The organism is Flexibacter flexilis DSM 6793, assembly GCF_900112255.1.
GTDB classification, from domain to species: domain Bacteria; phylum Bacteroidota; class Bacteroidia; order Cytophagales; family Flexibacteraceae; genus Flexibacter; species Flexibacter flexilis.
Genome location: NZ_FOLE01000002.1, coordinates 160,646 through 176,005 on the forward strand (window position 1 = coordinate 160,646; position 15,360 = coordinate 176,005).

Sequence of the window (15,360 nt, forward strand, 5' to 3'; positions counted from 1 at the left end):
ATTAACCAACGGTTGAAAGACGTTTTTAGTAAAATACTGTTGCAATAACTATATTAGAATTTGTTTAGAAAAAGAAATGTGCAAAGCACCAGCCTATCTTAAGCTAATACTTTGCACAAAGTTCAGTATATCCAACTAAAATTTAGAATATAAAAGTTCTATCTTAATGTTTTTTAACAAATATTAACACTCTTTAACATAGCTACCAATCCACTTGAGCGCGTTTTGGCTATTTTCAACAATACTTTTTAGCGGTTCGTTGCTTACGTGACCGTCGCATTCTATCAAAAATTTGTAATTGAAAGCATTGCCTTCGCGCGCGGGACGACTTTCCACACGATTTAGGTTAATGTGTGCCGAATTAAACTCGTTGAGCAAGTTGGCAAGGCTACCCGGTTCGTTGGAAAGCTGCGCCACAAAACTACTTTTGTCTTGGCCGCTTGGTTGGTTACTAAATGTTTTGCTCAAAATCAAGAAGCGCGTGCGGTTATTGCTGCTGTCTTGTACGTTCGAGAAAAGCACAGGCAAATTATAAAGTTTGGCGGCTACTTCTGCGCAAAGTGCTGCGCCTTCAGGGTCTTCGGAAGCGAGTTTTGCGGCAAGCGATGTAGAAGCAACTTCCTTACGTTCAATGTCTTTGGCATAATCATTCAAGAATTTGCGACACTGGCCGAAGGCTATATCTTTGGAATAAATACGCTTGATTTTGCGCATATCTTCTTGTTGGCTGGCAAACGAAAAATGAATTGGCAAGGCCAGTTCCGCCACAATTTGCACGCCACCTTCCAGCAGTCTGTCAATGGATTCTTGCACCGTTCCTTCTTGGTTGTTTTCGATAGGCACAACCCCAAACCGCACGCGTTCGGTGGTTACCGCCTCAAACACCGAACTAATATTTGGCAACGGGAAATACGTGCTTATCGCCCCAAAACGGCTTTCGGCGGCTTGATGACAAAAACTACCTTCAGGCCCCAGATACGCGATTTTTTCGCTGAGTTCCAAGTGCCTACTTACCGCAAAAATTTCTAAGTAAATGGCTTCTATGGCGGCTCTGTTCAGCAAGCCCGTAGAGCTAAGTTTGTCGAGGCGTTCTATGATAAACTTCTCACGTTCAGGACGATATACGACAGTTTTTTGGTCGCGTTTGAACTGCCCAATTTGTTTGACCACCTCCATACGGCGGTTAAGCAAACCAATGATTTGCTCGTCTAATTCGTCTATTTGTTGGCGCAAAAGTTCTAAAGACATAATGCGGGGATTTAAGAAAACAATTTAACAATGCTTACAAAGTAAAAATTGTTGAGCAAACAAACAAAGAGCTTTCTGCTTTTTTATAACGCTCTATCTCATTCACCCACGAAAATAGAGAAGCCCCAACTTATTTCTCTTGAAATTTGCTGGAGCTTCTCTATTTTTACGAGCAAGACATTTACTTCGTTATTTCCATTTTTTGTAATGTTATTGTCTCACCTACGGCTATTTTTACAAAATACATTCCCGCAGGCAGATTGTTCAATATCAGATTTTCGGAACTTGCCCGAACTACACCGCTGGCCACCATTTGCCCTAAAGCATTGCTAATTTCATAGCTTCCCGTACTTTGGTCTAAACCATTACACAACAGCGTAAAGTTTCCTTTGTTGGGGTTAGGATAAATAGAAGCGGCGAGCGTTTGGCGTTCTGTGCCTACAAATACGCTATGCGAATAGCTAAATTTTCCGTCCGCATCTATTTGTTTTAGGCGAAAATAAGCGGCATCAGCTTGCGGTACGTTGGTTTGGTAATCAATGGATTTGTTGCTGTTTCCTGCTCCTTTCACAAAAGTTACTTTCTCAAATCGTTGATTATCTGCCGACATTTCTACTTCAAAACCATTGTTATTAATTTCGGAAGCAGTTTTCCAGTTCAGTGTTACGATTTCAGGATTTTTTCTATTTCCTTCAAAACGAAGTAGTTGAATCGGTAGTGGAGGTTCTTCGCCCACCGTCCAAGGCGAAAACGAGTTGATACCCGTGCCGTCCACGAAAGAAGGCAACGCGTTGTTCCAAGTGCTAGTATGTTTGTCCCAAGTAGAGCCGTTGAAATGGTATAGTTGCAAGGCATTTGTATTAGCCATTGTACCCAATTCATTGGCACTGAACTCAATACGCATTTGTGCATTGGTAGGCGTACCCGATACCTCATATACTTTTTTGATACCGCCACTACCGACACTTGTACCCTGATAATGGTAACGGTCTATGCTCACCGTACCCGCATCGGCCAAGTGAATACCCATGCCTGCTACTTCCGTCAGTGTGCTGTTTGTACTGCGGCTGCTGGCACGAATGTAACCACCTTTGTTGCTTTGGCTCAGGCCAGAAGTATTATCCACTACGGTTCTGTTGGCGGCGCGACCTTCCAAAAGTACGCCAGTTGCTCCCAAATCAACGTTATGGCTGTTCAGGTCAAGCGTACCTTGGGTGAGCATCAGCACATCAGAGATGTTGAGGTCTTGTGTAAGCGTAACGCCAGCGGCATTATCTACTTTCAGACGCGCGATGGTCGGCGCGGAAGTAGCAATAATACTTTGATTAGAAGTTCCTTCAAACCACAACCAACTGGCCGCACCACCCGTATAAGTTGCGCCGCTTTGCTGATATGTACTGTCTAAGTAAATCGTACCGTCGTTGTTGATGCTGCCGCCTGCTTTGTTGGCAAGAAATGAATTAACAACACGCAAATTTGTACCACTGGTAACGTTGATGGTTGCGCCACTGTTGAGTACAATGCCTTGCGCCCAAACGCATTGCGATGTTATGGTTGTGATTAGTAGTAAAAAAGCTTTTTTCATGTTGTTACTTTTTGTTAGATGCTTCGATATTGAGCAAATCTTTTATTTGCTTCATTTCTGCTTTCAGCGTGTCTATTTCAGAAAGTTTAGTTTTAAAACCTGCATTTTCTGATTTTAGTCCAGCGTTAGCAGCTTCTAAAGCCTCGATTTGGGCTTGTTGTTCTTTAATGGCATTAATCAAAAGGAAAGTGTAGGCTTGTGGGTTTACCTCGCGCAAATCCTTGATTTTGTCATTTTTTTGTTTGCAGACCATGTAAGGCGCAATTTTTTCTAATTCTTGGGCAATGATACCAATTTGCTCGTCTTTCACAGGGAACGGCGCATTTTCATTGTATTGGAAGGTAATAGGATTAATTTGTTTTACCACATCCAAACCATCCGTGAACTGGCCTGTTACTGTTTTTACGCGTGCATCCGAGAACACGGTCCAGTTTCCTGTAGCATTGTTGGCTGTGCCATTCACCGAAAGTTTGGCAGTTGGGGCATTAGTACCAATGCCTACATTCCCATTTCCTTTAATGCGCATTAATTCATTAGAAGTAGTACTGGTTGTTCCCGCATAGTAAACAAAATCGGAGCTTGTGGCATCCACTTGAAAACGGTAAGTAGATGCGTTTACGCCCATTCCATAAAATTGGTGGTCGTTGTTGGAAGTTCCGTACAAAACTATCTTGCGGTTTGCAACGGTAGTTCCAAATTCTAATGGCGCATTAGGGGTTGCCCCAATACCTACATAACCTGTACTTGCAATGGTGGTAGTAAGACTTGAACCTGCTACATTAAGTGTAAAACTATTCGTTGAAATAGTGGTTGCTTTGGTTAAAGTCCCTCCCAATTGCATGACCCCACTGGTTAGCGTAAGGCCGTTATTAATACTTGTCCAAGTCGGAGCAATTCCTGCTCCTGCCGAAGTAAGCACTTGTCCTGCTGTACCTGCAACATTGCTGGGCATCAAAGCCCCTGCAAAACATAAATTTCCCCATACATCTAATTTTTGGGCGGGGGAAGAAGTGCCAATGCCTACATTACCTGAGCTGGTGATAATCATTCTTCTGGTTTTGGTTGTGCCGTCCCAAGTTGTAAAAAATAAGGAAGGTGATACCCCTAAGCCTGTACCCCAAACAAGGTCAGATTCGCCAGAACCACCAGAGGCATTCCAGCCATACATTAGCCCAGATTTTACGCCTGCCGATGGGTTCGGAGCAGAACCATTAAGGTTACCACCCAAATACGTCCATGAGTTTGCACCCAATCCGCCATATACATGCAAGCCTCCTAAGGGGAGTGTGCCAATACCCACATTGCCGTCAGCGGTTACACGCATTCTTTCTGTGTTATTAGTACGTGTTACAAAATCATTGTTATCTGTCGTTCCGATAAAATTAGAACCAACAAAAGTTCCCGCATTGCCTAACGTACTCCAACCTGTATTGGCATTGAGCAAATAGGTCCAAGCCGAGCCGTTGTAATGATAAAAGCCTGTTGTTCCATCTGTTTGGTACACCAACAAGCCCGTGGCGGGGCTGCTGATGGCAACACGTTGGGCGACGGTCATGCGCGGAGTAAGTAGGCCTTTGGTAGTGGATTTTACGTCCAACATGGCAGAATTGTCTGGAGTGGAGTTGTCTGTATTGACGGCTACGCCTTGCGCTAAAGCTACGTTGCTGATACCAATGAAAGCGAAGAATAAGTATTTTTTAAACATAAAAATTGAGATGCAAATAATTGCATTATTAGGTTTGTGAAGTATTGAAGTTATCTAATGAAAAGAATAATGTTTTATTGACTTAAAAAGCACCATTTCATTATTCATTAGTACAAACCTATGTAGAAGATTTTTCTATTTAAAAACAAAGGGACGAAACGCCCGAATTCTGGGACGAATAGCAAAATCAAACAAAAATCATCCAAAATTGAACTAAAACAACACTTAAAAGATGCGTTATTTCAGAAGTATTATATCACCGAAACACTTCCTATCATAATTTCTTAAAAATGAAGAATAGTCTGTAAGGAAGTGTTTCGATAATGGAGCATTTGTTACTTCTGTTTCGCTTCTAACAGAAGTAAACTTTTCAGTTCTTGAATGCTCGCTTCCATGTTATTTAGCTTTGCTTCTACCGAACTGTTTTGGATTTTTAGAGACGCATTTTCTGTTTTCAACGCCTCGATTTGGGCTTGTTGCTCTTTGATGGCATTTACCAATACAGGCACAAGATTTTGATAAGCCATCGAAAGTGTTTCGCCTTTTTCGATGTCACCTTCTTTGCCTTCTACCACCTCCGGTACGATTTTACGAACGTCTTGCGCCAAGAAACCAATTTGACGGTTGGCATTAGGTGTTTGCTTCCAGTTGTAATATACGCCGTTAAGTTGTGATACAAGCGCAAGGGCTTGTGTTACAGGCATTACGTTAGTTTTTAGGCGTGCGTCAGAGCTGTGCGTCCAACCTGTAGTCGTATATTTGCCTGTTGTAGAGCCGTTGTAAACCTGAAGTTTTACAGTTGGCGCGTTTGTACCGATACCAAGGAAACCGCCGTTATTGTAGTTAATAATAGTGTTGTTACTGGCGGTTAAATTGTTGATATACAAATCGCCGCTGGAATTGTTTTGAGCAATATTAGAAGTTTTAGTTGCTCCCGTAACATCGTAAAAATCAATAAAACCAGCTCCAATTTTAGTTTGATAACCTGTTAATTGGCCTACATTGATTTTGCCAGAAGGCACATCTATTTTTTCGCTGGGCGAAGTCGTGCCGACACCCATGTTCCCCGACGCGTCGATGGCCATACGCATGGAATTGGCATTTACATCAAACACAAAAAAAGTATTGGCTACGCCATATCCTGACTCGCTTGCGCCGCCAGTTCCCACTCTATATTCTCTGCCACTGCCTTTATAACTTACCATGGCATAGCTTGTCGCTGTCGTGTTTTCGGTCGTAATCATACCGTTTAGGACATGTAGGCGGCTTGTCGGAGAAGTTGTCCCGATGCCCATATTTCCAGATGCGTCAATGGCCATACGCATGGCATTGGCACTATAATCAAATACAAAAAATTTATCATTTACCCCATAAGTACTTTCACTTGCGTTACCCGTACCTACTCTGTATTCGCGGCCAGTGCCTTTGTAGCCAATCATGGCATAGCTTGTGGCAAGCGTATTTTCGACCAAAATGGTAGGTGATGTACTACTTGTCAGGGCGTGTACTAAACTACTGGGCGAGGTAGTGCCAATACCTACATTGCCTGCGCTTGTGATGGTCACTCTTCTGGTTTTAGTTGTGCCGTTCCAAGTAGTAAAATTTAATGAAGGTGCCGCACCTAAGCCTGTACCCCAAACAAGATCAGACTCACCAAGTCCTCCTGAAGCGTTCCAACCATACATTAACCCGTAGTTCATGCTTGTTGATGGATTGGCTGTACCATTCAGGTTACCACCGATGTATGTCCATGAATTTGCACCCACTGGCCCAGACACGTGCAAAGCCCCCAGAGGGCTTGGTACACCACCAATTCCCACATTGCCAGCACTGGCAATGCGAAAACGTTCTGTATTGTTAGTGCGTGCCACAAAGTCTGTGGCATCTGTTGTGCCAATAAAATTACTACTGGCCGAAGTGCTGCCGTTGCCTGTAACGCCCCAACCTGTATTGCCATTGAGCAAATAAATCCATGCCGAGCCATTATAATGATAAAAACCTGTTGTTCCGTCAGTTTGGTAAACCAATAGACCTGTAGCAGGGCTGCTAATGGCCGCACGTTGCGCTGCTGTCATGCGCGGAGTAAGTAAGCCTTTGGTGGTAGATTTTACGTCCAACATGGCCGAATTGTCGGGGGCTGTATTGTCTGTGTTTACAGCTACACCTTGCGCCAAAGCCATATTGCTTGCGCCTACCAAAGCAATGAATAAGTATTTTTTTAGCATAGTAATGATGCAATAAATTGCAAAATAAGGGTTTGAATAGTTGTATGATTAGGAAATAATAAAAGCAGAAATGATACTTTTTCACACTAATTGCATGTTGATAATTAGTATAAAAAACAACGTTTTAATGTTGAATAATTGGAGTATTTGGGCTGTTGTTGAGTAAAAGAGAGAAACACCCCTAAAAGCAAATATATCAATATGCTTAAACTGGAAACTATATGATAATAATACGCTCTAAACAATAAAAAATTTAGGCAAAAAATACCTTACAAGGCAAATGCAAATTTATTTAAAATAGCTATTTAATAAAAATAAAAGGGACGAAATGCCCGAATTTTGGGACGAATAACAAAAAATTGAATTAATTTAAGTGTGATATATAATAGTAATAAGCGTTTTATTTACGAAAATCCCTTTCTGATGAAAAGAAATAAGTAGTTGATTTTGGGAAGTGTAACTCGTAGTAAAGTGGCTATGTGGCCACGGCGTTAATAAAAATAGTGCGGATAAGGCTTAGTGTATGTAATAATAATTAAATTTGAGGCTTTAATTTAGACTGAAAAAAAACACATTGCTACCAAAAGTTACGAATATAGTCTTGATTTTCAGGCTTTAAAAACTACTTTTGTAGCCCACATCTCCACAACCATGATTGCTTATATAGACGGAAAACTTGTACATAAAGACCCTGCTTTTGTCATTATAGACGTGCACGGCGTAGGCTACCAACTCAAAATTTCGCTTAATACTTACGCTGCCCTCAAAGATTCGTCGGAGCGTTGTCGGTTGCACACCTATTTACACATCAAAGAAGATGCACACACATTGTACGGCTTTTTTGATACGGACGAGAAAAAACTTTTTCTACACTTGATTTCCGTTTCGGGTATTGGGCCGGGTACGGCTTTGTTGGCACTTTCTTCTATGCCTGCCGTCGAGTTGCAACAGGCCATTGCCACCGAAAATTTGCGCGTGGTGCAGTCCATCAAAGGCATTGGCGCGAAAACCGCCCAACGCATGATATTGGAGTTGCGCGACAAAGTACGCAAAGAAGCCATTAGCCAATTTCCTGATATGCCTGATTTGGTTAGCGTTAGTGCGCACAATACGAGCCGCTCGGAGGCGTTATCTGCACTAGTTGCTTTGGGCATTGCCAAGCCTGCGGCCGAAAAAACATTGGATACTATCATCAAACGCGATGGTGCGGACTTGTCGGTAGAAGACCTTATCAAAAAGGCATTAAAGCAATAATCAATACGCTGATTTTCAAGGATTTTATTTTTGAAAAATCACGAAAAGCACACTTTATTATTTTGTTGGTTTTGAGTACAAACTTAAATCGCATTTTCGGTTGAAATCATTTCGTTATTTGCTGTTATTCTTAACATTTATTGGCCTTTCTTTGGGTTCGTGGGCAGAAACGCCCTCTTTTCAGATATTTCCTGAAGAAGAGGATTCTACTCGCAAAGACACAACTCAAAAATATGCGCCCAGTACGCGTCCTACTTATAAGCCTTCCGACCGTTTCGGCGACCCCTTTGCCAACCCGCAAAGCCATTCGCCGTTCCAATTGTCCGACCCTAATGTCCAGACCAAAGTAGAACTGGACTCGGCCACAGGCAAATATGTTATTTATGAAAAAGTCGGCAACTCGGATTATCGCCCCGTCTCGTCGATGACGCGCCGCGAGTACGACCGCTACCGCCTCCGCGAAGGCAACCGCGATTATATGCAAGCCAAATCTGCGGGTTTGGATGCCAACGATGCCGTTGGGAGCAAAGGCCTTATCCCAAAAATTTATATCAACCCCATGTTTGACCGTATTTTTGGCGGTAACTACGTGGACATCAGGCCAAACGGCTCGGTAATGCTTGATTTTGGGGGGCAATGGCAACGCGTACAAAATCCATCGTTTCCGATTCGCCAACAGCGCAACGGCTCGTTTTTGTTCGACCAACAAATAAGTATGAACATCGTCGGCAAAATCGGGGAAAAGCTCAAAATCACGATTAACCAAGACACAAAAGCCAGCTTTGAATTTGAGAATAATATTCGCCTCGAATACACGGGCTACGACAACGAAATTATCCAAAAAATAGAATTGGGTAATGTGAGTTTGCCGATTAGTAGCAGTTTGATTACGGGGGCACAAAATTTGTTTGGGGTAAAAACGCAATTGCAATTTGGCCGCCTCAAAATTACGTCGGTGGCTTCCACACAGCGCGGCAAAACTGACAAAATCACGATCAAAGGCGGTGCACAAACCCGCGATATTTCTATTCGTGCCGACCAATATGAAAACAACCGCCACTTTTTCTTGTCGCAATTTTTCCGCAATCGCTACGATGCTTCGCTCAAATCCTTGCCTGTCATTACTTCTGGCGTTACGGTTACGCGCGTGGAAGCTTACATTACCAACCGCGCCAGCAATACCCAAACGCTTCGTAACATTGTAGGTTTCTTGGATATGGGGGAAGGTTCGCCGCACCGTAGCACGTGGCAAGCCGCAGGGCAAGACAGCTTAAGGCCTGCCCAAAATGGCGCAAACTCGCTGTATAGCACTATTTTGGCAGATGCTAACCTACGCGACAATCCAAGCACGGCGTTAATTTCTGCGCCATATACACTTACGCAAGGTTCTGATTTTGATGTAATTAGAGGTGCAAGAAGGCTCACCGAAAAAGACTTTAAATTTCATGCCCAACTCGGCTACATTAGCTTGAACACGCCTTTGCAATCGGATGAAGTGTTGGCTGTTTCGTTTGAATATACTTACAATGGCGTGGTGTACAAAGTCGGTGAAATGACCGAAGATTATTCTACACTCGACGACAGCAAGCACATTTACTTGAAACTATTGCGTCCTGCACGTCTGCAAACCGATTTGCCTACATGGAAATTGTTGATGAAAAACATTTACTCGCTGGGCGCATCGCAAGTTTCTAAAGACAATTTTCAGTTGCGCGTCGTGTATCGCGACGACTCGTCGGGCGTGGACAATCCAAGTTTGCCGCGTGGCGTGAATCTTAAAGATATACCGTTGGTGAAAGTGTTTGGAGTAGATAAAATCAATCCTGTCAATGAGTTACAACCTGACGGTAACTACGATTTTATTGATGGCGTAACGATTGATGCTCAAAATGGCCGCGTTATTTTCCCTGTCATTGAGCCTTTCGGCAGTTATTTGCAAAGCAAATTTGTAACAGGAGAAGAGGCCTTAATTAATCGCTATGTTTATTCCGAACTCTACAACCGCACACAATCCGACGCGCAGCAAATTGCCAGCAAATCCAAGTTTTATTTGATAGGCAAAACGCAGTCCAGCTCGTCGAGCGAAATCACGCTGCCTGGTATCAACATTGCGCAAGGCTCTGTGGTGGTGATGGCGGGCATTACGCCTCTGGTCGAAAACCAACATTATACCGTAGATTATGATTTGGGGCGCGTGCGTATCATTGACCAAGGGATTTTAAGTTCAGGCCAAACCATTGAAATTCGTTACGAAAAAGCCGACTTGTTTGGTTTCCAACAACGTTCGTTCTTTGGTTCGCGCTGGGATTATACCGTAAATAAAAACTTTAACGTGGGCGGTACGCTTTTGTATTTGAACGAAAGGCCGCTTATTCGCCGCGTGAGTGTGGGCGACGAACCTACCAAAAATACAATGCTTGGTTTTGATGTCAATTACAAAACAGACTCAAGATTTTTGACTAAAATGGTGGACAAACTGCCTTTTATTCAAACCAAAGAAACCTCAAACATTACACTTGCAGCAGAATATGCCCGCATCATTCCAGGTACGTCGCGCTTCGTAGATAAAACGGGTAGCGGCCTTTCGTACATAGACGACTTTGAAGGAACGCGTACCACTTACGACCTGACACGCCAGCCTGTTTTGCACTGGAAATATTCGTCTGTGCCCGTTAGTATTCAGGGAAGTAATACAAGTAATGGCTTAGATGTAAACTATCACCGTGCGCGTTTGGCGTGGTATAACATTGATAATGTTTTTTATAGACAAACAGGCACACTCAAGCCTAAAAACATTACAGCTAAAGACTTAGAAAATAACTATAGCCGTGCCGTTGGGCCTTTCGAGGTGTTTCCCAACAGGTCGGCCAGTGCTGTAAACCTCAACGAAGTAACTTTCGACATGGCTTTTTATCCTTCGGAAAGAGGCCAATACAACTACAATCCGAATCTTAATACAGATGGCACATTGCCCAACCCCGAACAAAGTTGGGGAGGTATTACGCGCCGCGTGAGTTCGGATACAGACTTTGACAATGCCAATATCGAGTACATCGAATTTTGGATGATGGATCCATTTTTGGAAGGTGAAAATGGCAACATCGAAGGCAATACGACAGCCGTAGGCCGTCAGGGTTCGTTAGTTTTTGACTTGGGTACTATTTCGGAAGATGCCTTGCCCGATGGCCGCCAATCGTTCGAGAACGGCTTGCCAACCGAAGGCCAACGCGCTGCCACTCAAACTACTACTTGGGCAAAAGTACCAGAGCAACAATGGCTTACGGGAGCTTTTGATAATGCAGCAGGAGCACGCCAAGCCCAAGACGTAGGCTTGGATGGTATGAGTAACACGGAAGAGGCCGAAACATTCCAATCGTTCCTAACGGGTGCGCAAAGTAAAGTAACGCCTGAGGTTTATGCACAAATCGCCGCCGACCCTTCAAACGATGATTTCCACTACCATTTAGGCGACGATTACGACCAAGCCGATGCCAAAATTTTACAACGTTACAAGCGTTTCAACAGCTTGCACGGCAACTCTCCCGAAAATTCAGGTTCATTTTATACGCCTGCTTCTACCAACTTGCCCGACAACGAAGACATTAACGACGACCGCACCGTAAACAGCGAAAACGCTTATTATTCCTACAAAATCAATGTTAATCAAAACGATTTTACGGTAGGGAATAACTACATCGTGGATATGTTGCAGCCAGCAGGTAAAGACAGCAAATGGTATTTGTTCCGTATCCCAGTGAAAGACCTCACGCACCCGAACGTATTGCCTAAAACAGGTAATATTTCTGATTTTAAATCAATTCGCTATATGCGTATGTATATGACGGGCTTTAGCAAACCTGTAGTATTGCGTTTTGTACAGTTTCAGTTGGTGGCCAGCCAATGGCGCAAATATGTCGGCACGCTCAACACAGACGGTTCGGGTTCTGTAAATGAAGATGAATCGGCCTTTACGGTTTCTGCCGTGAACATCGAAGAAAACGGCTCGGACGCGAACGCAACCAAAGTGCCTTATCCGAAATGTTTCTTCCGCGACCGCGACGTAACTTCAAACGTCAATCGTCAACTCAACGAACAATCGCTTTCGCTTTGTGCCGAGCGCGTCAATGATGGAGAATCAAAAGCTGTTTACAAAAACATCAAAATGGACTTTTTGAACTACAAGCGTTTGCAAATGGACATTTCGGCTCAAACTTCCGACATCAAAACCAAAGACAGACAAGTGTCGGCGTTCGTGCGTTTGGGTACAGATTTCACCGACAACTATTACGAAATCGAAATTCCACTGACGCTTACAGCCGTAGGCGTGCGTGCCACCGACCCCGATGTTTGTAGCAAAGTATTCCCTGATGTGAACAAATTAGATATTCATTTCTCGGATTTGTATAGAGCAAAACTGCTGCGCAATTCGTCTAAAGGCAACAATTTGGCCACTTCAGACCCTATCATTGTAGGCAATCAGATTATCACGGTGCGCGGTAACCCCGATTTGAGTACAGCCACTGCCGTCATGATTGGTATTCGTAACCCTGGAGGGCGTTCGGGCGGCGACCCCAACGACGACCAGTTGCCAAAGTCAGTTTGTATTTGGGTGAACGAGTTGCGCGTAAGTGAATTTGACAAAAATCAAGGCTGGGCTACCACTGGCCGCATGAGCGTAAAACTCGCAGATTTTGCCACTATTACGGCTTCTGGCAAATACAGTACCATTGGGTTTGGTTCTATCGAACAAAAGATTTCGGAACGTTCGCGTAGCAACGACGCTTCGTTTAGTACGTCGGCCAATGTTACGTTGGATAAATTTTTCCCAAAAAGTTTAGGGATTCGTTTGCCAATGTATGTGAGCTACGACTTCCAGAACAGCACACCAAAATTTGACCCACTAAACCCAGATATTTTGTTGGAAAATTCGGTGGACGCGTATGGAGAACGAGGGGCAGAATACCGACGGCTCGTGCAAGACCGAAGCCAGCGAAAGAGCATTAACTTTACCAACGTCCAGAAAACTAAAGTAGGTGGCTCAGGCAAACAACATATTTATGATTTAGAAAACTTATCGTTTTCGTATGCCTATTCCGAAACCAAGCGTAGCAGCTCAACCATTGCCGATTATACGCAATGGACGCGCAAATATGCGGTAGGTTATAACTTCAATAACAATGCAGGAACTTGGGAGCCATTCAAAAAATGGAAGCGTCTCAAATCGCCGTATTTGAAACTGATAAAAGATTTTAACTTCTCGTTTTTGCCAAATAGTTTGGCGTTCCGCGCCGACCTCGACCGCGCCTTTACGCGCACGGCGTTGCGCAGTGCTACCAACGTTTTTGACTCGGTGGCTACCGCCCAATTCGAGAAAGCCTACACGCTTAACCGCACTTACGCATTGGGCTGGGCATTTACCAAAAGCCTGACTTTCAATTATACTGCCGACGTAAAATCGGTAATAGACGAACCTACGGGCAATATCGACAATACACCATTGCGGGCTGGTTCTACCAAAACGCGCCGCGATTCTGTACGTCAAAATTTGGAGAAGTTGGGTCGTATGAAAAACTTTAACCACCAGCTTCGCGCCAATTATCGCGTGCCACTGGACAAGTTGCCGCTTACCGATTGGCTTGGTGCAGACCTTACTTACACGGCGGGTTATACTTGGACGGCTTCCGCCGTTGGCATCGCCGATACGTTGGGTAACACCATCCAAAACAACCGCGACCGCAGTATAAATGGCCGTATTGATTTGCTCAAACTTTATAACAAAGTGAAGTTTTTGTCAAAAATCAACAACGAACAGCCCAAGAAAAAAGCCCCAAAAGTGGACGAGTCCAAACTTACACCACAAGAAAAGCTGAAATTGAAACAGAAAAAAGCAGCCGAAGATACCATCAAAAAGCCGCGTGAATTTAGGTTGCTCAAAGGCATAGCCCGCACGATTATGAGTGTTAAAAACATTAACTTCTCCTATTCGATTGCAGAAAATACGGTGTTGCCAGGGTATCGCCCGAATGTTACGTATTTGGGGATGAAAGATTTTGAAGCACCAACAGCGGGTTTTGTGTTCTGGGGCGACCAAGACCCAACGGTTCGTTTTACGGCAGCCGAAAAGGGTTGGTTAGGTACAAGTAAGGCTTTAAACCAAAGTTTTGCCCAAGCCCGTACCGAAAACTTTTCGGCGCGTGCCACGTTAGAGCCGTTGCGCGATTTCCGCTTGCAACTCGAAATGCGCCGCACTTCGTCGGCATCGTATCAAGAGGTTTTCCGCGATACATCGCTTTCGGGTGCACCTCAATACGCGTCGTTGAGTCCAAGCAGAACAGGTACTTATAGCATTTCATTTATTGCCATTCGCACAGCTTTTGCCAAGAGTAAAAATGACGTGGAAAATCGTTCGCAAGTGTTCAAGGATTTTGAGCAAAACCGCATGATTATCAAAGAACGCCTCGACCAACTCAACGGCACAGCAGGTACATCGGCTTACGATACCAACTCGCAACACGTGCTTATTCCTGCGTTTATTGCGGCGTATGGTGGCAAAGATGCCAATAGTGTAAGTCTTTCGGCTTTCCCTGATAATAAATTGTGGGGCTTAATTCCGATTCCGTTGCCTAACTGGCGCGTGGATTATGCGGGGCTTACGCGTATAGATTGGCTGGCCGACAAATTTTCTGCCATTAACCTAACACATAGTTATACGTCTAATTACACGGTAGCTAACTACACCAGTTCTTTGCAATACGGCACGGAGTATTTGGGAACGTTGAGCCAACTGGAAAACACGAATGTAAGGCTGGATAAAACCAACTCAAGCGGCAATATCATACCGCTTTACAACATAGGTGCAGTGGCTATTTCTGAGAAATTTGCGCCATTTATCGGTATTAATTTGCGCACAAAAGGCAAAACAACCTTTAAAATAGATTATAACCGCGAACGTACACTTACGCTCAATGTGTCTAACGCCCAGATTACGGACATCAGCAGCCGCGATATTACTTTTGGCGTAGGTTATCAAAAAGCTGGTTTCAAATTGCCGTTCAAATCGCAAGGCCGCAGCATTGTTTTGAAAAACGAAATAACGATGCGTTGCGATGTAACCGTAAGGGAAACGATTGGTATTCAGCGTAAAATAGACCAAATCAATACTATTACGCAAGGCTTTATTGATTACCAAATCAAACCAACCATCAATTATGTGGTAAATCAACGTCTCAACGTACAGGCCTACTTTGAACGCCAAGTAAACACGCCGCGTATTTCTACGTCTTACAAGCGAACCAACACGCGTTTTGGTATTCAGTTAAGGTTTAGTTTGTCGTAGGGCATTC

6 protein-coding genes are annotated in these 15,360 nt (G+C 43.8%); 2 read left to right on the top strand and 4 right to left on the bottom strand.

Going from position 1 to position 15,360, the window contains the following annotated elements; genetic code table 11:
• Positions 1-183: 183 nt before the first annotated feature.
• The 4 genes from pheA to BM090_RS04615 all read right to left on the bottom strand — a co-directional run bounded on the left by pheA (position 184) and on the right by BM090_RS04615 (position 6,763).
• Positions 184-1,248: a prephenate dehydratase gene (pheA, locus tag BM090_RS04600; RefSeq protein ID WP_091508265.1), complete on the bottom strand. Its 1,065-nt coding sequence runs from the start codon at positions 1,246-1,248 to the stop codon at positions 184-186.
• A gap of 181 nt (positions 1,249-1,429) precedes the next feature.
• Positions 1,430-2,833: a T9SS type A sorting domain-containing protein gene (locus BM090_RS04605; RefSeq protein ID WP_091508269.1), complete on the bottom strand. Its 1,404-nt coding sequence runs from the start codon at positions 2,831-2,833 to the stop codon at positions 1,430-1,432.
• Between the two features lie 4 nt (positions 2,834-2,837).
• On the bottom strand, positions 2,838-4,538 hold the full coding sequence (locus tag BM090_RS04610; RefSeq protein ID WP_091508272.1) for a tail fiber domain-containing protein: 1,701 nt from the start codon (positions 4,536-4,538) through the stop codon (positions 2,838-2,840).
• A gap of 335 nt (positions 4,539-4,873) precedes the next feature.
• A complete protein-coding gene (locus BM090_RS04615; protein ID WP_091508275.1) occupies positions 4,874-6,763 on the bottom strand; it encodes a tail fiber domain-containing protein in 1,890 nt (629 codons plus the stop codon).
• A gap of 651 nt (positions 6,764-7,414) precedes the next feature.
• Between BM090_RS04615 and ruvA the strand changes: the two genes are divergently transcribed.
• Positions 7,415-8,017, top strand: a complete 603-nt coding sequence (gene ruvA, locus BM090_RS04620) for a Holliday junction branch migration protein RuvA (protein ID WP_091508279.1) — start codon at positions 7,415-7,417, stop codon at positions 8,015-8,017.
• Positions 8,018-8,117: 100 nt separating this feature from the next.
• Positions 8,118-15,353: a T9SS outer membrane translocon Sov/SprA gene (sov, locus tag BM090_RS04625; protein ID WP_245756679.1), complete on the top strand. Its 7,236-nt coding sequence runs from the start codon at positions 8,118-8,120 to the stop codon at positions 15,351-15,353.
• The last annotated feature ends 7 nt before the right edge of the window (positions 15,354-15,360 follow it).

Bases quoted from the DNA above. Each gene is read 5' to 3' on its own strand.
- pheA (WP_091508265.1), bottom strand. From the start codon at position 1,248: ATGTCTTTAGAACTTTTGCGCCAACAAATAGACGAATTAGACGAGCAA.
- BM090_RS04605 (WP_091508269.1), bottom strand. From the start codon at position 2,833: ATGAAAAAAGCTTTTTTACTACTAATCACAACCATAACATCGCAATGC.
- BM090_RS04610 (WP_091508272.1), bottom strand. From the start codon at position 4,538: ATGTTTAAAAAATACTTATTCTTCGCTTTCATTGGTATCAGCAACGTA.
- BM090_RS04615 (WP_091508275.1), bottom strand. From the start codon at position 6,763: ATGCTAAAAAAATACTTATTCATTGCTTTGGTAGGCGCAAGCAATATG.
- ruvA (WP_091508279.1), top strand. From the start codon at position 7,415: ATGATTGCTTATATAGACGGAAAACTTGTACATAAAGACCCTGCTTTT.